This window comes from Arcobacter sp. CECT 8985, assembly GCF_004116495.1.
In the GTDB taxonomy this organism is placed as follows: Bacteria; Campylobacterota; Campylobacteria; order Campylobacterales; family Arcobacteraceae; genus Malaciobacter.
Genome location: NZ_PDKC01000025.1, coordinates 1 through 25,681, shown reverse-complemented (window position 1 = coordinate 25,681; position 25,681 = coordinate 1). Strand labels below are relative to the sequence as shown.

Here is a 25,681-nt window from a genome sequence, read left to right as displayed (position 1 = left end):
ATAATCTGTTTTATGTTAAATTAGATAAATTTAATATAAAAGATTTTATAAAGGATTTTTAATGAGTCTACGAGATCAAGAAGCCTTTTTATCTAATATTCACCCTTTTGAAGTCTTATCTTCTCAACAAATGAATAAATGTATAAACAATATGGATATCGCATATTATCCAAAAGATACAACACTAATAACTCCTGAAACAATACCTAATTATTATTTTATTATTATAAAAGGAATTGTTCACGAATATCGAGATGAACAATTAGTTATGGACTATCATCAACAGGACTCATTTGATGCAAATTCTTTAATATATTCAAAGACAAAAAGCACTTTTAAGGTACATGAAGATTTAATCTGTTATGAGCTAAATAAAAATACATTTTTAGAATTACTTGAACAAAATTCGGAATTTAAAGAATTTTTCTTAAATAACTTAGTAAAAAAAATACAGACATTAAAAACAAAAGAATATACATCACAATTATCATCTTTTATGATTGCAAAAGTTGAAGATACTTTAATTCATGACCCTTGTATTGTAAAAAAGGGAACAACACTTAAAGATGCAATTGCTAAATCTATTGAATATAAAACATCTACAATTATTGTGAAAAAAGATAAAGAGTATGGAATTATTACTGATTCTTTGCTAAAAATGAAAGTTCTTTTAACTGAAAAAAATTTAGAAACTTTTGTAGAAGATATTGCTATTTTCCCACTACTTACAGTTTTTAATGATGATTATTTATTTGAAGCCTTAACACTTTTAATCAAAAAAGGTATTAAAAGAGTGGGTGTGATAAATAGTAATAATGAATTAATAGGAATACTTGAACAACTTGATGTTCTTTCTCACTTTGCAAACCATACTTTTGTTGTAGATACACAAATAAAAAAAGCAAAAAATATAGAATCTTTAAAAAGTGCAAGTAAGGATTTAATTAATATTATTAGAGCTTTACAAGCAAAAGGTGTAAAAGTAAATCATATATCAAATTTAATTGGACAATTAAATACAAAAGTATATAAAAAGTTATATCAATTAATAGTTCCAGAAAACTTACAAAATGATGCTTGTTTTATTGTAATGGGAAGTGAAGGAAGAAATGAACAAATTATAAAAACAGATCAAGATAATGCACTTGTAATAAAAAATGGAGTTGATGTAGAACAATATAGAGAGTATATGAATCAAATGACAAATACACTTATAGATTTTGGTTATCCACCTTGTGAAGGTAATATTATGGTATCAAATCCATTTTGGTGTAAAAATGTAAAAGATTATGAAACAGAAACATCAAGATGGATTGAAGCTCCTGATATGCAAAATTATATGGATTTAGCAATTTTCTTTGATTCTTTTGCAGTTGCAGGAGATAAAAACTTATTAATTAAATTAAAAGATAATTTATTTAATAAACTACATGATAAAGATGTATTCTTAGCATATTTTGCAAAAGCAACATTAACTTTCGATACACCAAATACAATTGCAAATTTTATGACAAAAACACATTTTATAGATATAAAAAAGACTGGTGTTTTTCCTATTGTTCAAGGTGTTAGAAGTCTTGCATTAAGAGAAAAAATTAGAGAAACAACTACAATAAAAAGAATTAAAATATTACAAAATAGAAAAGAAATTGATAATGAATTAGCAAATGAGTTAATCGAAGCATTTGAAGTGTTAAGTACACTAAGATTAAAATCACAATTAGCCCAAGTTAATGACAAAGGCAAAATTGATAATGAAATTGACACTCATACATTAAGCAAAATAGAAAGGGATTTATTAAAAGATAGTTTTAAAATTGTTGTTGCTTTTAAAAAGTTTATTACTTTTACATTTAAAATTGATAAGATATTATAATGTTAAAAAATATAATTAGAAACTTTCAAAAAAAGAAATTAAAAAATAAAGAATTTATGTATCTATTTGATGAAGCACCTAAAGGTGAATATATTTGTTTAGATTGTGAGACTACTGGATTAAATCCCAAAAAAGATGAAATATTATCAATTGGTGCAGTTATGATAAAAGATAATAAAGTAATTATAAAGAATAATTTTAATATCTTTTTAAAACCTTCATCAAATGTAAATGAAGAATCAATAAAAATTCATCAAATAAGACCAATTGATTTAAAAAATGCACAAGATCCTAAAGATGCAATTTTTAAACTTTTAGAGTTTATTGGTTCTAGACCAATTATTGGATATTACATAAAATTTGATATTTCAATAATTTCTAAATATACAAAAAATCTTATAGGAATAAAACTGCCAAATGAAACAATTGAAGTTTCATCTATGTATTATAAAACAAAAAAACGTTCTAGTGAGTATGAATTTGTTGATTTAAAATTTGATACAATTATGAAAGAACTAAATATTCCTGAACTTGGAAAACATGATGCACTAAATGATGCAATTATGACCTCAATGATGTTTTTAAAATTAAAAGATAAAACTCCAGCAAAGACAACTTTTTATTCAAATTAAATTACTCAAAATAAAAATGCACTTTGTACACAATTTATACATTTTTAGTTACTAAAAGTTACTTAGCTTTTTTTACAAAATAAAACTCTACTTAAAAAGCATATTTCTGTAGAAATAAAAATCAATAATTTGTATAATGAAATAGTATTTAACCAATGCTATTTTAATGCTACGGAGTCTATATAAAGGGGCTTTGATTGATTTTATATATTGGTTAGAAGTACTATAAAATTCACAAAAAAAAGAGGAGTGAGAGTATGAATGATGAATTAGTTCAGCAAATAAAAGCTAATCCTAAATATCAAGAATTAGTAAAAAAAAGAACTGGTTTTGCTCTTAAATTAGGAATTTTTGTTTTAGTTATGTTTTATGCATATATTTTAACTATTGCATTTGATCCAAGTGTTATGGCAACTAAAACAGGTGATGGGGTGATGACAATTGCATTTCCAATAGCAGCAGCTATTATAGTAATTAGTTTTATAACTACACTAATATATGTAAGAAGAGCAAACACTGAGTTTGAAGATTTAAATAATCAAGTAAAAGAAGAGATAAAGGATAAGTTATAATGAGTAGAATATTATTAATATTAACTATTTTTGCTGTATCTTTATTTGCAGCGGGTGATGCAAATTTTGAAGCAACAAAAAGAGAATTGAATGTTCCTGCAATTATTATGTTTTTTATTTTTGTAGCAGGTACTTTAGTAATTACATATTGGGCAGCAAAAAAAACAAAATCTGCAAGCGATTTTTATACAGCAGGTGGTGGAATCAGTGGATTTCAAAATGGTATGGCTATTGCAGGTGATTATATGTCTGCTGCTTCTTTTCTAGGTATTTCTGGACTTGTATATTTAAGTGGATATGATGGACTTATTTATGCTGTTGGATTTTTAGTTGGATGGCCAGTAATTTTATTTTTAATGGCAGAAAAACTAAGAAATTTAGGTAAATTTACATTTGCTGATATTGCTGCTTATAGACTTGGACAAAAAGAGATTAGAACATTAGCTGCTTTTGGTTCATTGTCAGTTGTAACTTTATACTTAATTGCACAAATGGTTGGTTCTGGTAAATTAATTCAGGTTCTATTTGGTTTAGACTATGAATATGCAGTTATACTTGTTGGTGTGATGATGATTATTTATGTAACATTTGGTGGTATGCTTGCAACTACATGGGTTCAAATTATAAAAGCAATTTTATTACTTTCTGGTGTTTCATTTATGGGATTCATGGTATTAAGCCATTTTGGATTTAGCTTTGAAGCATTAGCAACTAAAGCAGTTGAATCTCACTCAAAAGGGCAAGCAATTATGGCTCCTGGAGGCTTTATTTCTGATCCTATTTCTGCAATTTCACTTGGTTTAGCATTGATGCTTGGAACAGCAGGTCTTCCTCATGTACTTATGAGATTTTTTACAGTTGGAAATGCTAAAGAAGCAAGAAAATCAGTAGTTTATGCAACAGGTTTTATTGGATATTTCTATTTAGTAATTGCAGTTATTGGCCTTGGAGCAATTGTATTTTTAAATTCAGATGCTGGAGCACAATATTTTGTAGATGGAAAATTATTTGGTGGAAATAATATGGCAGCAATTCATTTATCTCATGTTGTTGGAGGAAATGTATTTTTAGGATTTATTTCAGCAGTTGCATTTGCAACAATTCTTGCAGTTGTTTCAGGTTTAACTTTAGCAGGTGCTTCTGCAATATCTCATGATATTTATGCATCAGTTATAAATACAAATGCAACTGAAGAACAAGAAATTAGAATTTCAAAAATTTCTGTTATTGTTATTGGGATTGTAGGGGTTATATTAGGAATTGCATTTGAACAACAAAATATTGCATTTATGGTAGGTCTTGCATTTGCAATTGCTGCATCTGCAAATTTCCCAATTTTATTTTTATCTATTTATTGGAGAAAATTAACAACAAGAGGTGCAGTTATTGGTGGTTTTATAGGACTTCTAACAGCAGTTATTTTAGTAATAATAGGACCAATTGTTTGGGTACAAGTCTTAGGTAATGAAGAGGCAATTTTCCCTTATAAACACCCTGCACTATTTTCAGTAACAACTGCATTTATTGCTATTTGGTTTTTCTCTATTACAGATAATTCTCAAAGAGCAAAAGATGAACAAAAAGCATTTGAAGCTCAAAGCATAAGAGCAGAGACTGGTATTGGAGCATCTGGAGCAGTTGATCATTAAATTCAAAGAGGACTTTCCTCTTTGAAATAATAAATATAATACTTGGAGTTTTTATGAAAAACAATAGTGAATTAGCAGATATAATGTTAGCAAAAGTAAAAGATTCGAAAATTCATAAAGTAACAATTATACCTTACAACACTACTATTTATGAAGCTGCTAAAATAATAAAAGAACAAAAAATTCCAACTATTATATTAAAAGATAATAAAAATAAACTACATATAGTCACTGATTCTGATTTTAGGGAGAAAGTAATATTAAACAAAATGGATTTTGATGAAGAAGTTGGAAAAATTTCAAGTACAAATTTAGTTTATGTAAATGAAAATGATTTTTTATTCAATGCACAATTAATTATGTCTAAACACTCTTTAAAAAGATTAGTTGTTAAAAATAATGATGAAAAGATAATAGGAATAGTTGATCAAATATCTTTAAGTTCATTTTTTGCAACTAATACTTTTTGGGTATCAAATGAAATTGATACAGCTCAAACACTAGAAGAGTTAAAAAATATTTCAACTCTATTTCTAAAAATTATAAAATCACTTGAAGCAAAAGGTGTAAAAATAACTTTCATTACAAAATTAATCAACCAATTAAATATAAAATTACTTAATAAAATTTTTAATCTATTAGCTCCAAAAGAATTAATAAATAAATCAACATTAATTGTCATGGGTAGTGAAGGAAGATGTGAACAAACAATAAAAACAGATCAAGACAATGCATTGATTATTTCAGATGATTGTAAACTTTCAAAAGAACAAATAAATATATTTACAAATACATTTACAAATACATTAATTGAGTTTGGTTTCCCTAAATGTGAAGGTAATATAATGGTTTCAAATCCTTATTGGTGTAGAAAATTCACAGAATTTAAAAATGTAATTTTTGATTGGGTTTTAGGAAACAAACCTGATGATTTTATGAATTTGGCAATATTTTATGACTCTATATGTGCAAGTGGAGATAGACAACTATTACTAGATTTAAAAAAGTATTTACTAAAAGTTACAACTGATTCTCAAAGTTTTTATATGAATTTTGCAAAAGTTATTGAAAGCTTTGAAGTACCACTTGGATTTTTCAATAGATTTATTTTAGATAGCAAAAATCATAATCAAATAGATATTAAAAGAGGTGCAATTTTTATAGTTGTTCAATGTATTAGAACTTTAAGTTTGGAAAACAAACTTTATAGAACAAATACAATAAAAAGAGTGCAAGAACTAACAAAACTAAATGTTTTAGATGAAGAGTTTTCAAAAGAGATACAAGAGGCTTTTAATTTTCTTTGTTCTATTAAACTAAAAACAAATCTAAGAAAAATAAAAGAAGGGAAAAAAGTTGATAATTTTATAACTTTAGAAGATTTAAATAGTATGCAAAGAGATCTTTTAAAAGATAGTTTTAAAATAGTAAATAAGCTAAAAGAGAAAATAGAATACCACTACAAGCTAAACTTCATATAACATTTATAAGTATTACAATATTACAACATATTATAATTATTTTAAAAAAGTATTACGATATTAAACAAATAATTATTTTAAACTTGTTAAAACATTTATTTTTTATTATGATTTAAGAACTAAAAGTTACTATTTCATGGTAATTAACGAATATTTATATAAAATATATACCTAAAAAGATAAAACAATATATGAAAAAACTTCAAAAAAAATTTTTAATTACTCTTATAGTTGCTTTGGGTATAATTTTCACAATTTAGAACAAAGAGGAAGTAATATATGTTAGTATTAATTTTAAATGCTGGTAGTTCATCACTAAAATTTCAATTAATGAATCATGCCACACACGATGTATTTGCATCAGGAATAGCTGAAAGAATTGGAATTGATGGTAAACTAGTTATTGAATCTCGTACTAAAACAAAACAAGAAGTAGATTTGCCTACTCATAAAGAAGCTATAGAAGTAGTTTTAAAATCTTTAGTCAAGGGCGAGCATAAAGTAATTGACTCAGTTGAAAGAGATATAGATGCAATTGGACATAGAGTTGTACATGGAGGAGAATTTTTCTCTAAATCTGTAATAATAGATGAAGATGTTATTTCAAAATTAGAAAGATTAGTACCTTTAGCTCCTTTACATAATCCAGCTCATATAATGGGAATAAAAATTTGTAGAGAACTAATGCCAGGCAAGCCAAATGTTGCAGTATTTGACACAGCATTTCATCAGACAATGGATCCAAGCACTTATATGTATGCTCTTCCTTACGAAGATTATAAAGAATATGGGGTTAGAAAATATGGTTTTCATGGAACAAGCCATAATTTTGTATCAAAAGAAGCATGTAAACTATTAAATGATAAAAATGCCAAGGTTATCGTATGTCATTTAGGAAATGGTTCTTCTATTTGTGCAGTTAAAGATGGGAAATCATGTGATACTTCTATGGGATTGACTCCTTTAGAAGGCTTAGTAATGGGTACAAGAAGTGGTGATTTAGATCCTGCTGTTATATCTTTTTTAATGCAAAAAAAACAAATGAGTGCTGAAGAACTAATTAACTACTTAAATAAAAAATCAGGATTACTTGGAGTATCTGGAGTTAGTTCAGACTTAAGAGAAATTATTGAAGCAAGTGATAATGGTGATGAGAGAGCAACCCTTGCAATTAATTTAAAAACAACAAGAATTAAAAAATATATCTGTTCTTATGCTGGTGTACTAGGTGGCGTTGATGCTATTTGCTTCACAGCTGGTGTAGGAGAAAATGCTAGCTTAATAAGAGAAAAAGTTTGTGAAAACTTAGAATTTATGGGTATTGAGATAGATAAAGATAGAAATGAAGCTAAAAAATCAGGAACAAGAGAAATTAGTAGTAACAAATCTAAAGTAAAAGTATTTGTAATTCCTACAAATGAAGAGTATGTTATTGCAAATGATACATATAACCTTGTAAAAGACTTATAAAATTTACTCAGCAAACTTAATTTTTGCTGAGTAAATTCCATTTTTTTCTTATCGTTTCAAAACCACACAACTTTTATACATTTATTACTATTTGTACATAAATCATACATTTTATTATATTTTGTATAAATTTTTTTTCCAAATCTACCCTTATTGCTACATAAATGCTATACTAATCTTCTATAATTTTTAAAGAATATAAACAAAGGATATATAAATGAGTTTAATTAATAGTATTAAAAATAATGCTAGAGAAAAGCTTAGAACTATTGTCCTTCCCGAATCGGAAGATGAAAGAGTTTTAAAAGCAGCACAACAAGTTTTAGAAGATAAAACAGCAAATATTATCCTAATAGGTAATGAAGATACTATCAAACAAGATGCACTGAAGTGCGAAGCAAATATTGATGGTGCAAGAATAATTGACCCGACAAAATTTAATAATATTGATAGATATGTAGATGAATTAGTTGAATTAAGAAAATCAAAGGGCTTATCAAAAGAGGAAGCTATAAAAATCATGACAACTGAACCAAGATTCTTTGGTTGTATGATGGTAAGACTTAAAGATGCAGATGGATTAGTTGCTGGTTCAAATTCACCAACTGCAGATGTTTTAAGAGCTGCTATACAAGTTATTAAAACAGCACCTGGAATTAATACAGTTTCATCAACTTTTGTTATGGAAACAATAGACACAGAATTTGGGGATAATGGTTTAATATTATTTGCAGACTGTGCGGTTTTACCAGATCCTACATCTGAACAATTAGCTGATATTGCATCAAGTACAGCTGCAACTGCAAAAAATGTAGTTGGACTTGATCCAAGAGTTGCTATGTTATCTTTTTCTACAATGGGAAGTGCTAAACATCCACTTGTTTCAAAAGTACAAGAAGCAGTTGAAATATTAAAAAGTAGAAATGTAGATTTTAAATTTGATGGAGAAATGCAAGCAGATGCAGCAATTATTCCTTCAATTGGAGAGAAAAAAGCTCCAAAAAGTAGTGTTGCAGGAAATGCAAATATTTTAGTATTCCCTGACCTACAGTCTGGAAATATTGGATATAAATTAGTTCAAAGATTTGCAAAAGCAGATGCGCATGGACCAATTGTTCAAGGACTTGCAAAACCAGTAAATGACCTTTCAAGAGGGTGTTCAGTAGAAGATATTGCAAATTTAGTAGCTATTACAGCAACTCAAGTAGAAGATTAAAAAATAAGGGGAGGAGATAATAATGAATATTTTTATATTAAATGCAGGGAGTTCTTCATTAAAATACCAATTAATGAATCCAGTTACAAAAAAAGTATTAGCAGTAGGTATCTGTGAAAGAATTGGAATTGATGGTGTTTTAAAACATGAATTTGGTGATGGACAAAAATTAAAAATTGATGTTTCAATGCCTACACATAAAGAAGCAATTGAACTTGTTCTTAGAACTTTAACAGATGGAGAAGGTAAAGTAATTGATTCTATTGATGATATTGAAGCTATTGGACATAGAGCAGTACATGGAGGTGAAGAATTTGCTTCTTCTGTAATTGTTACAGAAAAAGTAATTGAGACTATGAAAAAACTTATTCCCCTTGCACCTTTACATAATCCAGCAAATATTATGGGAATGGAAATTTGCCAAGAGCTTATGCCAGGTAAACCAAATGTTGCTGTATTTGATACTGCTTTTCATCAAACAATGCCTGATTATGCATATATGTATGCACTTCCATTTGACCAATATACAAAACATGGTATAAGAAAATATGGTTTTCATGGAACTTCTCACTTTTTTGTATCAAATGAAGCTAGAAATATGCTTGATAAAAAAAGAAATACAAGAATTATAGTTTGTCATTTAGGTAATGGATCTTCTGTAAGTGCTGTATTAAATGGTAAATGTATTGATACATCTATGGGTCTTACTCCTGTTCAAGGTTTAATGATGGGAACAAGAGCTGGTGATGTTGGTGCAGGTGCAATTTCATTTATGATGAGTCAAGAAGGACTTTCAATAAATGAAACTTTAGATATTATGAATAAAAAATCTGGTATTTTAGGAATTTCTGGTAAATCTTCAGATTTAAGAGAAGTACTTGATGGAATGCAAGAAGGTGATGACAAATGTAGATTAGCAGTTGAAATGGTTGCATACAATATCAAAAAATATGTTGGTTCATATGTTGCTGCACTTGATGGAATTGATGCATTATGTTTCACAGGTGGAATTGGAGAAAATTCAGCTTTAATTAGAGAAATCGTATGTGCTGGTCTTGATGGTATGGGATTAATAATTGACCCTACTAAAAATAACAAAAGAAAAACTGAAGCTAGAGATATTGCAACAAATAGTTCTAATGCTAGAATTTTTGTTATTCCTACAAATGAAGAGTTCGTTATTGCAAATGATACATATAAAATTGTTTCAGGACTTGAAAAATAAAAAAAGATAAGAGTTATACTCTTATCTTTTGACTTCTAATAGACTAATAATTTATACTTTTAAACTCTTTGAGTTCTTTTTCTAGAATTACTTCTACTATTATTTGAATCGCTTTTATTATTTTTTCTTCTTGAATTAGAAGTTGAAGTAGATTTTTTTCCTACATGTTTTAATTTAGCGATTGTAAAACCTTCAACTGTTTTGACAGGAATATTTGTTTTTGTAAGTTTTTCTATATCTTTTAAAAATAAAAATTCTTCATCACAAACTAAAGAAATTGCTTCACCAATATTCCCTGCTCTTCCTGTTCTTCCTATTCTATGAACATAATCCTCAGGAACATTTGGCAATTCAAAGTTTATTACATGGGGAAGTAATTCGATATCTAATCCACGTGCAGCAATATCAGTTGCAACTAAAATTTTTATTTTTTTATCTTTAAAATCTTTTAAAGCTGTTGTTCTTGCACCTTGAGATTTGCCACCATGAATTGCAAGTGATGTTATACCATTTCTATTTAAAAATTCACATAGTTTATTTGCACCATGTTTAGTTCTAGTAAAAACTAAAACTTGATTCCATTTCTCTTTATGTAACAAAGAAACTAATAAATTTCTTTTTGTATCTTTTTTTACATAATAAACAAATTGTGAAACTTGTTTTGTTAAAGTATTACTTCTTTGAACTTCTACAAGTTTTGGATTAGTTAAAAAAGATTGTGATAATTTTTTAATTTCTTGTGAAAATGTTGCAGAAAAAAGAAGTGTTTGTCTTTTTTGTGGAATATAACTCATAACTTTTTTTATATCATTGATAAAACCCATATCAAGCATTCTATCAGCTTCATCAAGAACTAAAAAGTCAACTCTTGATAAATCTATAGTTTTTTGAGAAATATGATCAAGCAATCTTCCTGGAGTTGCTATTACAATATCAACACCTTTTCTTAAAGCTGCTTTTTGTGGATTAATTCCAACTCCACCGAAAATAACCGTAGATTTAAAAGGAAGATATTTACAATATGATTGTATGTTTTCGCAAACTTGAGAAGCTAATTCTCTTGTTGGAGTTAAAATAAGAGCTTTAATATAAGGCTTTTGCTCTTTTTTATTTTTTTTAACACTCATTATTTCTAATAATGGAAGTGTAAATGCGGCTGTTTTACCAGTACCTGTTTGTGCTGCTGCTAATATATCGTTTTTTTCTAAAACGATCGGAATAGCTTGTTTTTGAATAGCAGTAGGAGTTGTATATCCTTGCTCTTTTATTGCTTTTAAAATATTAGGATTTAATCCTAAATGTGAAAATGACATTAATTACCTTTTAATAAGTATCAGTAATTTAAAATGTTGATATGCTAGGCTAATTAAGAAATTAATTATAATTAAAACGAAGAATAACGTAGATTATTTACTTATTGATTGAAGAAGTATATCATAATATATAAAAAAAGAGTACTTTTTTTTAAGTACTCTTTTAAATTACAGTAAAATTAAAGATTATAACTTTTAATAAGCTTTTAATCCATCCATAAATCTCATTGAAAAATGAGTTACTGCTTCATTAATAAATTTATCTATAAATTTATTAATCTTATCTTCTTTTTTCCAAACAGGAACAATAACTTTTGATAATTTAATTAATTGTGCTTTTGCAGTATAAATAGTACCTACCTCATCAATCAATTTTACATCTTTTGCCTGTCTTGCAGTGAAAATATGTGCATCGGCAAAATCTTTTGAATTAGATTTTTTAAGATTTCTTGCTTTTGCAACATCTGATACAAACATATCATAAGTATCATTTATTACTTTTTCTAATTCTTCTTTTTCATAAGTAGACCATTTTCTTGTAGGAGTTCCTACTTCTTTATATTTCCCTACTTTTATGGTTTGTGCTTTTATTCCAATTTTATTCATTAACTCTTCAACATTAGCACCTTGAAAAATAACACCAATTGAACCAACCATACTTCCTGGATTTGCAATAATCTTATTTGCCCAAATAGAAGAGTAATAACTTCCACTAGCCATTATTCCACTTGCATAAGCTACAACTGGCTTAGTATCTCTTAATCTTTTTATTGCATATGCAATCTCAACTGAAGGAGCAACTGCACCACCTGGTGAATTTACTTCAAGCAAAACACCTTTAATATTTGGATCTTTTCTAGCTTTATCTATCTGTTCTAATATTGTTTGTGAACTAACAATTGGTCCTGTTAACTCGATTTTTTGTAAATTTGCATGATTTTGTTCAAAAGTAGAAATTTCATTATTTGAACCACTAACTATTACAAAATACATAATTGTTAAAAATACAATTGTTTTAAAATATTTAGTTATAAAATCTAAAATTGCAATGATTGGTGAAAATAAAGTCTTAAGGAAATTAAACATCTTTCCCTCCTATTATTGTTTTTTTCACATACTTAGTATGTAAGATAATATGTGTTGCCAAATCTTGTTTGTGAGCTAACTCATCAGGTAGATTAATTGCTATAATATCTGAATCTTTTTGTTTTGCTAAAATTCCTTTATTTAAGCCCAATGCTCTAGCTGCATTTACAGTTGAAGCTTTTAAGATTTTCTTTGCAAAACTATTTATTTCAAAATCACTATGCATCATCAAAACATTTCTCATTTCATCAAACATTGATAAAGAATTATTTGAACTCAAACCATCAGTTCCTATTGCAAAATCAGCTTCATTTATTCTAGATAAATCTAATTTTGTATTATTTAAAAGTCTATTTGAAGTAACACAATGATTTATTACTGCATTTAAACTTTTAATTTTTGATAAATCATCATCACTTGCTTCCACACAGTGAGTGAATGAAAGATTTGAAATTCCATCAAATTGATTTAAAAAATTCATAGGTTTTGTAACAGCTTTCTCTTGACCTAAAAAGTTTTTGAAAAACTCGGTAAATCCACCCTCATCTTTATGTAACCAGTCATACTCTTCAACTGATTCTAAAAAGTGTGCACTAACAGGTAAATTTTCTTCTTTTGCAATGATTAATGTCTCTTTTATTAAAATAGGATGAACTGAATATGGAGAATGTATTGCAATCGCAGGATAAAAACTCTCATTTTTATTTTTTTTTGATTTTTCTAATCTTGATTTAAAATCAGTAAATAAAGTATCTATCATATCAGGACGACTTCCTATTACTTCATTAAAAAATACTGTATTTATTGGTGATTCTAAACAAGCTTCCATATCAAAACCATATGATGATATTGCACCAATTGTTGTAGTACCACTTTTTTTCATTTTATCTAATTTTTTTAAAATTAATTTTTTAGTAGCTTTATTTATAAGTTCATCTCTTGAAGCAATTACTGAATTAAGCCATAACATAAAATTTCCATACTTTAAAGTTGTAGAGTTTGAACTAAACTCTAAGTGAACATGAGTATTTATAAGACCAGGCATCAAAACTGAATTATCTTCAAGAATAGTAGTTTCTAAATTTGGATATTTTTTTTGAATATTTTCTAAAGTATCTATATCTATAATTTTTTTATCGTAAACAATAGCACCATTTTCAATGATACTATTGTTTTCATCGCAGGTAAAAACCCACTTTGCACTAATTGATTTCATTACAATTATTGTTCTTTTGAATCATTTGCTTCTTGTACAGCTTTAATTTCTGTAATCATTTGCATTAATGAAATTAATCCTAAATGATATCCAAATGGACCAAATCCAGAAATTACACCAGTACTTGCACTTGCAGTAATTGATTTTTGTCTAAATTCTTCTCTTTTATAGATATTTGAGATATGAACTTCAACTACAGGAAGATTTACTGCACTTAGTGCATCTTTAATTGCAATTGATGTATGAGAATATGCTGCTGGGTTTATAATAATACCTTCAACTTCACCTAAACATTCTTGAATTCTATCTACTATTTCACCTTCTAAATTTGATTGAAAAAATTCTAATTCTACATTATTTTGCTCTGCACTAGCTTTCATTTGTTCATGAATTTGTTCTAATGACATAGGACCATAAATATGTTTTTCTCTAATACCTAACATATTTAAATTTGGACCTTGGATAACTGCAATTTTCATATTATATTTCCTTTTATAAATTTTTGATAAGATTATATTAAAATTTTTGTTAATGAAAGATGAGTTATGGAAAACTATATACTACAAAATGAAAATGCAATCTATTATGAATGTGGATTTTCTTGTGATAATGTGATATTTATCAAGTTAGGAAGTGAGAACTTTTTTCTTACGGATGCTAGATATGTTTTAGAAGCAAAAGAGTATGCAAAGAGTTGTTCTATCATAGAATCAAGTGATTTGATAAAAACTACAAAAGAACTTTTAAAAGATAGTAAAATAAAAAAACTAACTTTTGATCCAAGTGATTTTACATACCATGCATATAAAAAACTAATCGAAGACTTAGATATTGATTTTATTGAAAAACTAAATTTTTCAAAACAAAAAAGAATTATCAAAACAGATGATGAAATTGCAATATTAAGTAAAGCTGCAAAATTAGGAAGAGATGGTTTTAAATCTTTAGCCAAATATATAAGAAAAAATGGATTTAATCAAAAAGAACAACTTTTATATTTTAAAGCAGTTGAAAAGATGAGTCAAGTGGGAAAATATAACTTAAGTTTTGAACCAATTGTGGCAATAAATGAAAATGCTGCAAAGCCTCATGCTTTACCAACAAAGAAAAAACTAAAATTAAATGATTTACTTTTAGTTGATGCGGGAATAAAATATAAAAGATATTGTTCTGATAGAACTTGTACTTCTAATGTAAACTTTGAAAAATTCTCTTTTAAAAGAGAGCAAAAATTTAAAAACAAAAAACATCAAAAAATTTATGATTTAGTTTATAAAGCTCAACTTAATGCGATTAATAATGCACGTTCAGGAATGAAAGCATCACAAATTGATGCTCTTACAAGAGATATTATTACAAAAGCAGGTTATGGCAAATATTTTGTGCATAGTACAGGTCATGGGGTTGGGTTGGATATCCATGAATTTCCTTTTATAAGTGCTAAATCTGATGTAATAATTGAAGATAATATGGTTTTTACAATTGAACCAGGTATTTATCTTCCAAATGAATTTGGAATTAGAATTGAAGATACAGTTGCAATGATAAATGGAAAAGCAGTAATTTTATAAAAGTTAAGTTTTTTTTAAACTTGACTTTTTTACTCAATTTTATATTTAGGAGCAAAATGCTAAAAAAATTAGATGATAAATTAACACTTTTTTTTACAAGTAATTTTCCATACACTTCAAAAATTAATTCAAACAAAAAATATCTTGTTACTATTGGTATTGGGGGAAATATAGGAAATGTTAAAAGCAGATTTGATAAGTTATTCTTATATTTAAAAGAAGATCTAAGATTTGATATACTTATGACATCTCCCCTACTTTTAAATCCTCCATTTGGTTTTTTAAATCAAAATGACTTTTTAAATGGTATAATTGTGATTAAATCTAATCTATCGCCAAATGATTTTTTGAAAAATATGCAAAGATTAGAAAATAGATTGGGAAGAAAGCGATCCTTTCAAGATGCGCCTAGAACCTTGGATATTGATATTATTTTCTTTGATAATAAAAAAATTAATACCCAAAAACTTATTATTCCTCACAAAGATTGGGCAAATAGAGAATCAGTGATTATTCCTTTAAAATATATAAAAAATTACAAAACAAAAAAGAACATAGTTATAAATAAATAAAATAATGTTCAATTATTTTAAAGAAGGTACATAATGAAAAAAAAAGTAGTTGTAGGTATGTCTGGGGGTGTTGATTCTTCAGTTACTGCATTATTATTAAAAGAACAAGGCTATGAAGTACAAGGCCTATTTATGAGAAATTGGGAATATGGAATTAAAGGTAGCCAATGCCCTAATCGTATAGAATTTGAAGATGCTAAAAAAGTAGGTGAATTAATTGGAATTGAAGTAAAAGGTAAAGACTTTGTTGAAGAGTATAGAACTAAAGTATTTGATGTATTCTTAGAAGGTTTAAAAAAAGGACTTACTCCAAATCCAGATATTTTATGTAATCGTGAAATTAAATTTAATGTATTTTTAAATGAAGCTAAAAAAATGGGTGCAGATTTCATTGCTACTGGACACTATGCAAAAATAGCTAAATATCACGACCATTATGTTTTAGATACTCCAAAAGATAATACAAAAGACCAAAGTTATTTTTTACATGCATTATCAAGTGAACAATTATCTCAATCTATGTTTCCTCTTGGTGATTTAACTAAAAAAGAAGTAAGAGAAATAGCAAGAAAACATAATCTACCAGTAAGTGATAAAAAAGATAGTACTGGAATTTGTTTTATTGGCAACCAAAGATTTGATGAATTTATTACACAGCATTTAAAAGCGATTCCTGGTGATATTATAGATGAAAATGGAAAAGTTTTAGGAAAACACAAAGGACTTATTTGCTACACATTAGGGCAAAGAAAAGGTATTGGTCTTGGTGGGATCAAAGGGCTTGAAGGTGAAAATAACACTCACAAATCATGGTATGCTGCTAAAAAGAATATTGAAGATAATACTTTAACAGTTGTTCAAGATACAAACCATCCTTTACTTATGAGTAAAAATGTAGAAGCTAGTCATATGCACTGGGTACTTGAAGAGCCTGCTAAAGTTGGAGATAAACTAATGGCACAAATTCGTTATCGTCAACAAAAGCAAGCTTGTACAGTAGTTGAAATAAATGAAGATAAAGTAATAGTAGAATTTGATAAACCTCAAAGAGCTGTAACTTTAGGACAAAGTCTAGTTTTATATGATGGTAATTATTGCTTAGGTGGTGGATTTATTAGTAATTACAATTAATATGCTATAATCGCGCTTTTATAATCTCTACAACTATTTAAATAATTGTAGAGATTAAAACTAAAATATGGAAGAAAGCGATCCTTTCAAGATACGTCTAAAACCAAAAATTAAATATCTTATTAAATTGGGCAATAGAGAATCAGTGATTATTCCTTTATTAAATTTATAGTTTCTATAAAGAGACTTTTAAAGGTAAAATATGAAAAAAGTAATGGTTGGAATGAGTGGCGGAATTGATTCATCAGTTACTGCATATATGCTACAAAAAGAAGGATATGAAGTAGAAGGTGTTTACTTAAAACTTCATAATAGAACAGATGGTTATCACGAGAAAAATTTAGGATATATTGAAGATGTTGCAAAATATCTTGGAATAAAATATCACATTCTAGATTTAGCTGATAAGTTTACACAAGAAGTTTATGATTATTTTGTAGATTCATACTTACAAGGAACAACTCCAAATCCATGTGTTAAATGTAATAGACAAATAAAATTTGGTGCAATGCTTAAATTTGCAAAAGAGCATGGAGCTTCATATTTGGCAACAGGTCATTATGCCAAAACAGATGGAAAATTTTTCTATGAAGCTGATGACAAAACAAAAGATCAAAGTTATTTCTTATCTCAAGTAGAAAAAGAAGCATTACCATATATGATGTTCCCTTTAAGTACTTACAAAAAAGAAGATATCATCAAATTTGGTGCTAAACTTGATGTTGCATATAAAAAAATTACAGAAAAAAGTGAGTCACAAGAAATTTGCTTTGTTGAAACAGTTTATACTGATGTTGTGAAACGTCATGCAAATATTGATATTCCTGGAAATGTTCTTGATGAAAATGGAAATATAGTTGGTAAACATAAAGGTTATATGCACTACACAATTGGTAAAAGAAGAGGATTTACAGTAAATGGAGCACATGAACCTCACTTTGTTACAAAATTAAACCCTAAAGATAATACAATTGTAGTTGGGAAAAAACAAGCACTTGAAGTTAATAATGTAATAGCAAATAATTTAAATATGTATATTGATGAAACTACTTTTAATTGTGGAGTAAAACTAAGATATAGAAGTGTAACAACACCTTGCGAAGTGAATATTAAAAATAACAAAGCAATAATAAAATTAAAAGAGCCAGCATTTGGTGTAGCAGCTGGTCAACTTGCTGTATTTTATGATAAACAAAAAGTTATTGGAAGTGGTTGGATAGAGAATACATCTAAATAATTATAAAAATACTAAGAGAGGAGGAGGAATCTCTCTTAGATTTTTACACTAGAAAGTATATATGAAGTCAAACATGACTGTCATCACAAAGAGTTACATAAAGGATATTAAAAAGTTTTAGAAAAATGAGCGAAAAATATCTAAAACTTTTTTATCCAATAACTCATAAAATTACAAGGTATGTAATAAAAATAACGGACTCGCGCTTAAAAAATTTCCCTTTAGTCTTCTTTCCTTTAGAAGAACAATTAAAGTATAACATTTAATAAATCCTATTCAATATTTTGCATGTATATTTTTTATACTTTTAGACTATATATTTTTTATTAATAACATATAAATTCAATATAAGAAGTATTTAGATAAAATCGCATTATAAATACTATAATAAAAATTACAAGGAAAAAAAATAATGTCATGTTTCAAACTTTTTAGTGGTTCTGCAAATCCTGATTTTGCAAAAAAAGTCGGGGAATATTTAAAAGAGCCTATTGGAGAGGCTACACTTAATAAATTTAGTGATGGAGAAATCTCTGTACAAGTTACAGAAAGTGTAAGAGGTCAAGATGTATTTATCATTCAACCTACTTGTGCTCCAACAAATGATAATCTTATGGAACTTTTAATTATGATTGATGCACTTAAAAGATCAAGTGCAAAATCGATTTCTGCAGTTATTCCATATTATGGATATGCAAGACAAGATAGAAAAGCTGCTCCAAGAGTTCCAATTTCTGCAAAATTAGTTGCTGACTTATTAGAAAAAGCTGGTATCCATAGAGTTATTACAATTGATTTACACGCTGCTCAAATTCAAGGTTTCTTTAATGTTCCTGTTGATAACTTATTTGGTTCAATTATGTTCGTTGATTATATTAAATCTAAAAAATTAAAAAATCCAATTATTGCAAGTCCTGATATTGGTGGTGTTGCAAGAGCAAGATCTTATGCAAATAAGTTAGGTTATGATTTAGTAATTGTTGATAAAAGAAGAGAAAAAGCAAATGTAGCTGAAGTTATGAATATTATTGGCGATGTTGCAGGAAAAGATGTTATATTAGTTGATGATATGGTTGATACTGCTGGAACTTTAGTTAAAGCTGCTGAAGTACTTAAGAAAAAAGGTGCAACTTCAGTAATGGCATGTTGTACACATGGAGTTCTTTCAGGTCCTGCATATGAAAGAATTGAAAATGGCGTTTTAGACGAACTTGTAATTTCTGATACAATCCCTGCTAAAAAAGAGTGTGATAAAATTACAGTTTTAACTGCTGCTGAGATTATTGGAGAGACTATAAAAAGAATTCATAATAATGAATCGGTTAATTCAATTTTTAAAAGTTAAACTAATAAGTAGGATTTAATTTATTTAAACCTATAATTTAGTATATTGAAATAAAAAAAACAAGGATTTTTTATGAAGAAGGTTTTATTATCGACTATTTTATGTAGTAGCTTAATGTTTGCTGCAAGTGAATATAAATATGAAGTTACTCCAATTATTGGTGGTGCTATTACAGAAGGGAATACAAACCTTGATGATCACTATGGCGTAGGTGGACTAAGTTTAGGTTTTAATCTTGACGACAAAAGTTTTTTTAATCAAGTTGAACTAGGTTTTTTAAATAGCCTTGGTGAAGTTGATTATGATAAAGGTGGAGATACTCAAATTACAAGACTTTTCACTAACGTAATTAAAGATTTTGAAATCACTAATAACTCTTCAATTTATGGATTAGTTGGTGCTGGTGTTGAATTATTTAGTAATGAAGACCACAGAAACGACTCTGGATTATTTGGAAACTATGGTATTGGTTATAAATATAAATTTACAGATGATATAGCTTTAAAAACAGATGTTAGACATTTAATCAATGCAAATCATGGTGATAATACACTTTTATATACTGTTGGTCTTGCAATTTCATTTGGTAAAAAAGCAACTAATGTAGCTCCTGTTAAAGAAGAACCAGTTAAAAAAATGGCTCCAGTTAAAAAAGAAGAACCAAAAAAAGTTGAAATGGATAGCGATGGAGATGGTGTAGTTGATTCAATTGACCAATGTCCAAATACTCCAAAAGGTGACTTTGTAGATAAAGTTGGATGTTCGTTAAAAACAGATTTAAATATTAATTTTAAATTTGATAGTGCAAAAATCAATAATTCTTATGAATCAAAAATCAAAAGATTTGCTGAATTTATGAAAGCTTTCCCAACTACAAAAGCTAAAATTGAAGCACATACAGATTCAATAGGAACTAAAGAATATAATGATAAATTATCTAAAAGAAGAGCACTTTCAACTGTAAATGCACTTAAAGCATATAAAATTGACACAAAAAGATTAAAATGGTTTGGTTATGGTGAATCAAGACCAATTGCTACAAATGAAACAAAAGAAGGTAGAGCTAAAAACAGAAGAGTTGAAGCAACTATTATAAAATAATTTAAAAGATAGGTAAAACCTATCTTTTAACTACTTAAAAACTTAAACACTACATAACATTAAATTAGATATAATCGCGTAAAATATAAATCAATAGGAACTTACTTTGCAACAAAATATTAGGAATTTTAGTATTATTGCACACATTGACCATGGAAAGTCTACACTTGCAGATAGAATTATTCAAGAGTGCGGAGCTGTAACAGATAGAGAGTTGTCAGCACAAATGATGGACACTATGGATATTGAGCAAGAAAGAGGAATCACAATCAAGGCTCAAAGTGTTAGATTAAAATATATAAAGGATGGACAAGAGTATATCCTTAATCTAATTGACACTCCAGGTCACGTTGATTTTTCTTATGAAGTTAGTAGAAGTTTAGCTTCATCTGAAGGTGCATTATTAATTGTTGATTCAACACAAGGTGTAGAAGCACAAACTATTGCAAATGTTTATATTGCATTGGATAATGACTTAGAATTACTTCCAGTTGTAAATAAAATTGATTTACCAAGTGCTGACCCTATGAGAGTACTTGAAGAAACTGAAGAGGCAATTGGACTTGATTGTACAGAACATAATCTAGTTAGTGCAAAAACTGGTCTTGGAGTTAAAGATTTAATTGACTCAATTGTAGATAGAGTGCCAGCACCAAATGGAGATAAAGATGCTTCTACTAAAGCTCTTATTTATGATTCTTGGTTTGATAATTATCTTGGAGCTTTAGCACTTGTAAGAGTTTATGATGGAAGTATTAAGAAAGGTCAAGTATTAAAAATGATGAATACAAAAGTTGAACATCCTGTACTTGACTTAATGTACCCTCACCCATTAAATAGGGAAAAAACTCTTGAAATTAAAACAGGAGAAATTGGTATTGTTGTACTTGGTCTTAAAACTTTAGATGGAATTGCCGTTGGTGATACAATGACAGATGCAAAAAATCCAACACAAAAAGCAATTGGTGGATTTGAACCAGCTAAACCATTTGTATTTGCTGGATTATATCCAATAGAAACAGATAAATTTGAAGATTTACGAGAAGCTTTAATAAAACTTCAATTAAATGATTCATCAATATCTTTTGAACCTGAAAGTTCAGCTGCACTTGGAAGTGGATTTAGAACAGGTTTTCTTGGAATGCTTCATATGGAAGTTATAAAAGAAAGACTTGAAAGAGAATTTGATTTAGATTTAATTGCAACTGCACCAACTGTTGTATATCAAATTGAAAAAAAAGATGGAGAAAAAATCGAAATTCAAAACCCATCTGAATTACCTGAACCAAACTATATAGAAACAATCTATGAGCCATATGTAAAAGCTACAATTTTGGTTCCTGATGAATTTTTAGGAAATGTTATAAAACTTCTAAATGATAAAAGAGGTATCCAAAATAAAATGGATTATCTTGGAAAAAGAGTTTTACTAGAATATGACATTCCAATGAATGAAATTGTAATGGACTTTTATGATAAATTAAAATCTACTACAAAAGGTTATGCATCATTTGATTATGAACCAATTGGATTTAGACCAGGGATTTTACAAAAACTTGATATTAAAGTTGCTGGAGATGTAGTAGATGCATTATCAATTATTGTTCCAGAAAATAAAGCACTTTCAAAAGGAAGAGAATTTATAAAAGCATTAAAAGAATTAATTCCTAGACAGCTTTTTGAAGTAGCAATACAAGCTTCAATTGGAAGTAATATTATAGCAAGAGAAACTGTAAAATCTACAGGTAAAAATGTTACTGCAAAATGTTATGGTGGAGATATTACAAGAAAAAGAAAACTTTTAGAAAAACAAAAAGCAGGTAAAAAAAGAATGAAAGCTATTGGAAAAGTAAATGTACCACAAGAAGCTTTTATGGCAGTTTTAAAAATCTAATATTTAACATATCTACTGCATTATTAAATGTTTTTTTAAAACACAAAACAACTTTAGTTTTTGAATAGGAGTATATTTAAATAAACTCCTATTCACACACTTTTTTCTACTTTGAAACTATGTCAAATTTTAAAATTTGTAATTCATACTTAATGTAAAACGTCTTGGTGAACCAGGTACAGCCCATGAACGATCATAACTACTTGCAATATATTTTTCATCAAATAGATTATTAACATTTAATTTAAATTTTAAACTCTTATTTACTTGCCAATAAGATGTTAATCCCATCGTAATATAATCAGGTAATGTAAAACTATTAATATAATTTCCTTCTCTTTTTCCTACATAAATAAGATTACTTCCAATACCATAAGAAGAGTTATTTGATAATTTTTCTTCCCACATAAAAAGAACTGATCCACTATGTTTGGCTACATTTGTCAAGGCTTTACCTTCCAAATTAACAACTCTTCCAATTGACCAATCAATAGCACCACCAGTATCTTTAATAACTTCTGTATCAGTATATGTATAGTTTGCATTAATTCTTATATTAGAAGTAAGACTTCCTCCTATATCAAACTCTATACCTTGACTTCTTACTTTACCAGCTGCAATAGAGTAAACACCATTAGGATCTGTCCCTGTTAAAACATTCTTTTTATCAATTCTGTATAAAGCAAGGCTTCCTCCCATATCTTTATTGTCAGATTCAAACTTCAAACCTGTTTCTATAGATATTCCTTCTTCTGCTTCAAAAGTATTTCCATCTTTATCTACACCAGAGTTTGGTCTAAATGACTTTCCAGAAGTAGCATACCAAGACCAATTAGGATTTATAAGATAAGTTAGACCTATTCTAGGGGACAACGCATAATCATTTTGAGAATAGGAGATTCCTTTTTTATGTTTTTCCAATTGTGTATCAATATCATCATATCTTAAACCAACAAGTAATCTCCATGAATCAGAGAAAGCTAATTCATCTTGTGCAAAAAATGCTATTCCCTTTTGTACTTGGTGTTCATCTTTAATTATAGTTCCTTTTCCTGTAGCTAAAGTTGTATAAGTTGGATTGCCCCTAATATTATCCATTCTTACAGAGTTATTTAAATTATATAAAGCAAAATCTAACTCATAACGATAAGATTCCATTCCAAATAAAAGAGTGTTTTTAAAATCTTTTATTGTTGAAACATTTTTTACATCTGCTTGAAAAGAAAAATCTTTGGACTCAAAATCTTTATACCTAGAACGAAGCATCAAAGAATCGGTTGTAACATTAACAAAAGGTTTTACTTCTGCTCCTGTTCCCTTAAAATCTCCTGTTTTATAAGCTAATCCAACTTTTGTACTCCAACTATCTGAAAAATCATGTTCTAATTTTAACTGATGAGTATAGTTTTCAAGTACCATATTATCATCTTTTGGATTCCCAAAAAATGTTTTACGATCAATAACATCAAAATCACCATTAAATGCAACAATCCCTCTATCAAAAGGAGCTTCTTGTTTGATATACTCACCCATATATGTCAAATATGTATTATCATTGATTAACCAAAGAAAAGAAGGTGCAATAATATATCTTTCACTTTGAATATAATCACGGAAACTTTTTTTCTTTTCAGCAGCTACATTCAACCGATAGGCGAAAGATTCACTTAATGGTCCAGTTAAATCTGCTGATACTCTATAAAAATCATTACTACCAAGCATAGTTGTGATTGAGTTGTTTCTTGTAAATTTTGGTTGTTTTGTAACAATATTTATTGTTCCACCAGGTTCAGTATTACCATAAAGAGATCCTGATGGTCCTTTTAAAACTTCTATACTCTCAATGTTTGCTGCATCTCTAGGAGCATTGTATCCTCTGTTATCAGCAAACCCATTTTTAAGCATACTTATTCCTGTATTTTCATGTCCTGAAAAACCTCTAATAGCGAAGTTATCCCACACTCCACCAAAATCATTTTGTCTTGAGATTCCACTTACATAATCTAATGACTCATCAAGACTAACTATACCCATGTCATCCAAAATTTTGTTTGTAACTATTTGAACAGATTGAGCTGTTTCTAAAAGAGGTGTATCTGTACGAGTAACTGAAGTAGCTTCAGTTTTATAGTATGATTGCTTTTTCTCATCCGAATCACTAACAATAGTTACATCAGATAAAGAAACACTTTTATTAGTTTTTATCTCAGATGAAAACATTATATTAGGAAGTAATATAAAAGATGCTGCTACCATAGAAAAAACTTTTTTTTGCATTATTTTCCTTGTATTTGAATATTGCAAACTTGTTGCAAAGGCAAAATAATAGCAAATTTTTCTTAGCAAATACTTAATTTTGATAATTATTATTATTAATAATTTTAAATGATTTTAGTCAGTTATTTTTTTATAAAAGTAGTTATATATAAGTAAAAAAACAAAAAAAATTAGAGTTTTAAATTCAAAAACTCATAATCATATTGAAAAAATAATTCCTCAAATCTCCTTGCGTATCTGAATCAATATAATATTTCTTATTAAATATATTTTTTATATTAAAATCAAATTTAATATCTCTATTTTTTACTTTTGTATAAAAAGAACTTCCAATTGTACCTATAGTATAAGGATCTAATTTTTTACTATTTTTATCATTTGCATATCTACTTGACATATGAGTAAATCTACTAAATAATTTAATCTTGTTTATTTTATATTCTAAATTTAAAGCTAATTGAGTATTAGCTTTGTTTTTAACATTGTTCCCAATTAAATATTTTTCATTACTATCTTTTATTTTATTTTGGCTTATTTTTGCTGCTGTTACAACTTTGAAATTATCAGAAATACTTTTATCTATAGAAAAGTTTAACCCCTTAGACAAGCTATTAATTCTGTGTTTTTTATTTGAAGTATGTTTTTTATAAATGTAATCGTAATCATTATTTGCTATAAAAAAAGTCGTACTTATTAAATAAGATTCAAAAAAATCTTTTTCAAATGTCAATTCTATACCTCGTGTTATGTTATCTTTATTTTTCATATAATCTGAATCAATATCTTTATAAAACTTATTGTAATCACTATTTAATTG

Annotated in this window: 21 protein-coding genes; 15 read left to right on the top strand and 6 right to left on the bottom strand. The window is 27.6% G+C overall.

Annotation, left to right across the window (positions count from 1 at the left end; all coding sequences use genetic code 11):
* Positions 1-61: 61 nt before the first annotated feature.
* The 8 genes from CRU93_RS10565 to CRU93_RS10530 all read left to right on the top strand — a co-directional run bounded on the left by CRU93_RS10565 (position 62) and on the right by CRU93_RS10530 (position 10,121).
* Positions 62-1,876 carry a DUF294 nucleotidyltransferase-like domain-containing protein gene (locus tag CRU93_RS10565; protein WP_129104174.1) on the top strand — a complete coding sequence of 605 codons (1,815 nt, stop codon included), beginning with the start codon at positions 62-64 and terminating at the stop codon, positions 1,874-1,876.
* Positions 1,876-2,508, top strand: coding sequence for a 3'-5' exonuclease (locus tag CRU93_RS10560; protein ID WP_129104173.1), 633 nt, complete (start codon positions 1,876-1,878; stop codon positions 2,506-2,508). Before CRU93_RS10565 ends, CRU93_RS10560 begins: the two co-directional genes overlap by 1 nt.
* 257 nt (positions 2,509-2,765) lie before the next feature.
* Entirely contained in the window at positions 2,766-3,080 is a 315-nt protein-coding gene (locus CRU93_RS10555) for a DUF485 domain-containing protein (protein ID WP_129104172.1), read from the top strand.
* Positions 3,080-4,729 (top strand): cation acetate symporter, encoded by a 1,650-nt coding sequence (locus tag CRU93_RS10550; RefSeq protein WP_129104171.1) that lies wholly within the window; start codon positions 3,080-3,082, stop codon positions 4,727-4,729. Before CRU93_RS10555 ends, CRU93_RS10550 begins: the two co-directional genes overlap by 1 nt.
* Positions 4,730-4,782: 53 nt before the next feature.
* Positions 4,783-6,210, top strand: a complete 1,428-nt coding sequence (locus tag CRU93_RS10545) for a putative nucleotidyltransferase substrate binding domain-containing protein (protein WP_129104170.1) — start codon at positions 4,783-4,785, stop codon at positions 6,208-6,210.
* Positions 6,211-6,489: 279 nt separating this feature from the next.
* Positions 6,490-7,680, top strand: coding sequence for an acetate/propionate family kinase (locus CRU93_RS10540; protein WP_129104169.1), 1,191 nt, complete (start codon positions 6,490-6,492; stop codon positions 7,678-7,680).
* Positions 7,681-7,897: 217 nt separating this feature from the next.
* Positions 7,898-8,896: a phosphate acetyltransferase gene (gene pta / locus CRU93_RS10535; protein ID WP_129104168.1), complete on the top strand. Its 999-nt coding sequence runs from the start codon at positions 7,898-7,900 to the stop codon at positions 8,894-8,896.
* 22 nt (positions 8,897-8,918) lie between these two features.
* Positions 8,919-10,121 (top strand): acetate/propionate family kinase, encoded by a 1,203-nt coding sequence (locus CRU93_RS10530; RefSeq protein ID WP_129104167.1) that lies wholly within the window; start codon positions 8,919-8,921, stop codon positions 10,119-10,121.
* A gap of 59 nt (positions 10,122-10,180) precedes the next feature.
* On the opposite strand, the gene CRU93_RS10525 is transcribed toward CRU93_RS10530, so the two are convergent.
* The 4 genes from CRU93_RS10525 to aroQ all read right to left on the bottom strand — a co-directional run bounded on the left by CRU93_RS10525 (position 10,181) and on the right by aroQ (position 14,215).
* Positions 10,181-11,434, bottom strand: coding sequence for a DEAD/DEAH box helicase (locus CRU93_RS10525; RefSeq protein ID WP_129104166.1), 1,254 nt, complete (start codon positions 11,432-11,434; stop codon positions 10,181-10,183).
* Positions 11,435-11,629: 195 nt separating this feature from the next.
* Positions 11,630-12,520 (bottom strand): signal peptide peptidase SppA, encoded by an 891-nt coding sequence (sppA, locus tag CRU93_RS10520; protein ID WP_129104165.1) that lies wholly within the window; start codon positions 12,518-12,520, stop codon positions 11,630-11,632.
* Entirely contained in the window at positions 12,513-13,736 is a 1,224-nt protein-coding gene (locus tag CRU93_RS10515) for a metal-dependent hydrolase (RefSeq protein ID WP_129104164.1), read from the bottom strand. Before CRU93_RS10515 ends, sppA begins: the two co-directional genes overlap by 8 nt.
* 5 nt (positions 13,737-13,741) lie before the next feature.
* Positions 13,742-14,215 (bottom strand): type II 3-dehydroquinate dehydratase, encoded by a 474-nt coding sequence (gene aroQ, locus CRU93_RS10510; protein WP_129104163.1) that lies wholly within the window; start codon positions 14,213-14,215, stop codon positions 13,742-13,744.
* 66 nt (positions 14,216-14,281) lie between these two features.
* On the opposite strand from aroQ, the gene CRU93_RS10505 reads away from it, so the two are divergent.
* The 7 genes from CRU93_RS10505 to lepA all read left to right on the top strand — a co-directional run bounded on the left by CRU93_RS10505 (position 14,282) and on the right by lepA (position 22,587).
* Entirely contained in the window at positions 14,282-15,307 is a 1,026-nt protein-coding gene (locus CRU93_RS10505; protein ID WP_129104162.1) for a M24 family metallopeptidase, read from the top strand.
* A 56-nt stretch (positions 15,308-15,363) separates the two neighbouring features.
* Entirely contained in the window at positions 15,364-15,879 is a 516-nt protein-coding gene (folK, locus tag CRU93_RS10500) for a 2-amino-4-hydroxy-6-hydroxymethyldihydropteridine diphosphokinase (protein ID WP_129104161.1), read from the top strand.
* Positions 15,880-15,912: 33 nt separating this feature from the next.
* Entirely contained in the window at positions 15,913-17,010 is a 1,098-nt protein-coding gene (mnmA, locus tag CRU93_RS10495; RefSeq protein WP_129104160.1) for a tRNA 2-thiouridine(34) synthase MnmA, read from the top strand.
* Between the two features lie 202 nt (positions 17,011-17,212).
* Positions 17,213-18,247, top strand: a complete 1,035-nt coding sequence (mnmA, locus tag CRU93_RS10490) for a tRNA 2-thiouridine(34) synthase MnmA (RefSeq protein WP_129104159.1) — start codon at positions 17,213-17,215, stop codon at positions 18,245-18,247.
* A 412-nt stretch (positions 18,248-18,659) separates the two neighbouring features.
* Positions 18,660-19,592: a ribose-phosphate pyrophosphokinase gene (locus tag CRU93_RS10485; RefSeq protein WP_129104158.1), complete on the top strand. Its 933-nt coding sequence runs from the start codon at positions 18,660-18,662 to the stop codon at positions 19,590-19,592.
* Positions 19,593-19,664: 72 nt separating this feature from the next.
* Entirely contained in the window at positions 19,665-20,693 is a 1,029-nt protein-coding gene (locus CRU93_RS10480) for an OmpA family protein (protein ID WP_129104157.1), read from the top strand.
* Between the two features lie 106 nt (positions 20,694-20,799).
* Positions 20,800-22,587, top strand: a complete 1,788-nt coding sequence (gene lepA / locus CRU93_RS10475; protein ID WP_129104156.1) for a translation elongation factor 4 — start codon at positions 20,800-20,802, stop codon at positions 22,585-22,587.
* Between the two features lie 129 nt (positions 22,588-22,716).
* Here lepA and CRU93_RS10470 read toward each other — a convergent pair whose 3' ends face one another.
* Both CRU93_RS10470 and CRU93_RS10465 read right to left on the bottom strand, forming a co-directional pair.
* Complete coding sequence (locus CRU93_RS10470; RefSeq protein ID WP_129104155.1) at positions 22,717-24,864, bottom strand: TonB-dependent siderophore receptor; 2,148 nt, start codon at positions 24,862-24,864, stop codon at positions 22,717-22,719.
* 184 nt (positions 24,865-25,048) lie between these two features.
* On the bottom strand, positions 25,049-25,681 hold a 633-nt coding region (locus tag CRU93_RS10465; protein WP_129104154.1), incomplete at its 5' end, for a TonB-dependent receptor.

What these genes read in the sequence shown, in the direction of transcription:
- CRU93_RS10470 (WP_129104155.1), bottom strand. Translation starts at nt 24,864, where the DNA reads ATGCAAAAAAAAGTTTTTTCTATGGTAGCAGCATCTTTTATATTACTT.
- CRU93_RS10560 (WP_129104173.1), top strand. Translation starts at nt 1,876, where the DNA reads ATGTTAAAAAATATAATTAGAAACTTTCAAAAAAAGAAATTAAAAAAT.
- pta (WP_129104168.1), top strand. Translation starts at nt 7,898, where the DNA reads ATGAGTTTAATTAATAGTATTAAAAATAATGCTAGAGAAAAGCTTAGA.
- CRU93_RS10480 (WP_129104157.1), top strand. Translation starts at nt 19,665, where the DNA reads ATGAAGAAGGTTTTATTATCGACTATTTTATGTAGTAGCTTAATGTTT.
- aroQ (WP_129104163.1), bottom strand. Translation starts at nt 14,215, where the DNA reads ATGAAAATTGCAGTTATCCAAGGTCCAAATTTAAATATGTTAGGTATT.
- CRU93_RS10555 (WP_129104172.1), top strand. Translation starts at nt 2,766, where the DNA reads ATGAATGATGAATTAGTTCAGCAAATAAAAGCTAATCCTAAATATCAA.
- CRU93_RS10525 (WP_129104166.1), bottom strand. Translation starts at nt 11,434, where the DNA reads ATGTCATTTTCACATTTAGGATTAAATCCTAATATTTTAAAAGCAATA.
- CRU93_RS10550 (WP_129104171.1), top strand. Translation starts at nt 3,080, where the DNA reads ATGAGTAGAATATTATTAATATTAACTATTTTTGCTGTATCTTTATTT.
- CRU93_RS10530 (WP_129104167.1), top strand. Translation starts at nt 8,919, where the DNA reads ATGAATATTTTTATATTAAATGCAGGGAGTTCTTCATTAAAATACCAA.
- sppA (WP_129104165.1), bottom strand. Translation starts at nt 12,520, where the DNA reads ATGTTTAATTTCCTTAAGACTTTATTTTCACCAATCATTGCAATTTTA.
- CRU93_RS10545 (WP_129104170.1), top strand. Translation starts at nt 4,783, where the DNA reads ATGAAAAACAATAGTGAATTAGCAGATATAATGTTAGCAAAAGTAAAA.
- mnmA (WP_129104160.1), top strand. Translation starts at nt 15,913, where the DNA reads ATGAAAAAAAAAGTAGTTGTAGGTATGTCTGGGGGTGTTGATTCTTCA.
- CRU93_RS10540 (WP_129104169.1), top strand. Translation starts at nt 6,490, where the DNA reads ATGTTAGTATTAATTTTAAATGCTGGTAGTTCATCACTAAAATTTCAA.
- CRU93_RS10485 (WP_129104158.1), top strand. Translation starts at nt 18,660, where the DNA reads ATGTCATGTTTCAAACTTTTTAGTGGTTCTGCAAATCCTGATTTTGCA.
- mnmA (WP_129104159.1), top strand. Translation starts at nt 17,213, where the DNA reads ATGAAAAAAGTAATGGTTGGAATGAGTGGCGGAATTGATTCATCAGTT.
- CRU93_RS10565 (WP_129104174.1), top strand. Translation starts at nt 62, where the DNA reads ATGAGTCTACGAGATCAAGAAGCCTTTTTATCTAATATTCACCCTTTT.
- CRU93_RS10515 (WP_129104164.1), bottom strand. Translation starts at nt 13,736, where the DNA reads ATGAAATCAATTAGTGCAAAGTGGGTTTTTACCTGCGATGAAAACAAT.
- CRU93_RS10505 (WP_129104162.1), top strand. Translation starts at nt 14,282, where the DNA reads ATGGAAAACTATATACTACAAAATGAAAATGCAATCTATTATGAATGT.
- folK (WP_129104161.1), top strand. Translation starts at nt 15,364, where the DNA reads ATGCTAAAAAAATTAGATGATAAATTAACACTTTTTTTTACAAGTAAT.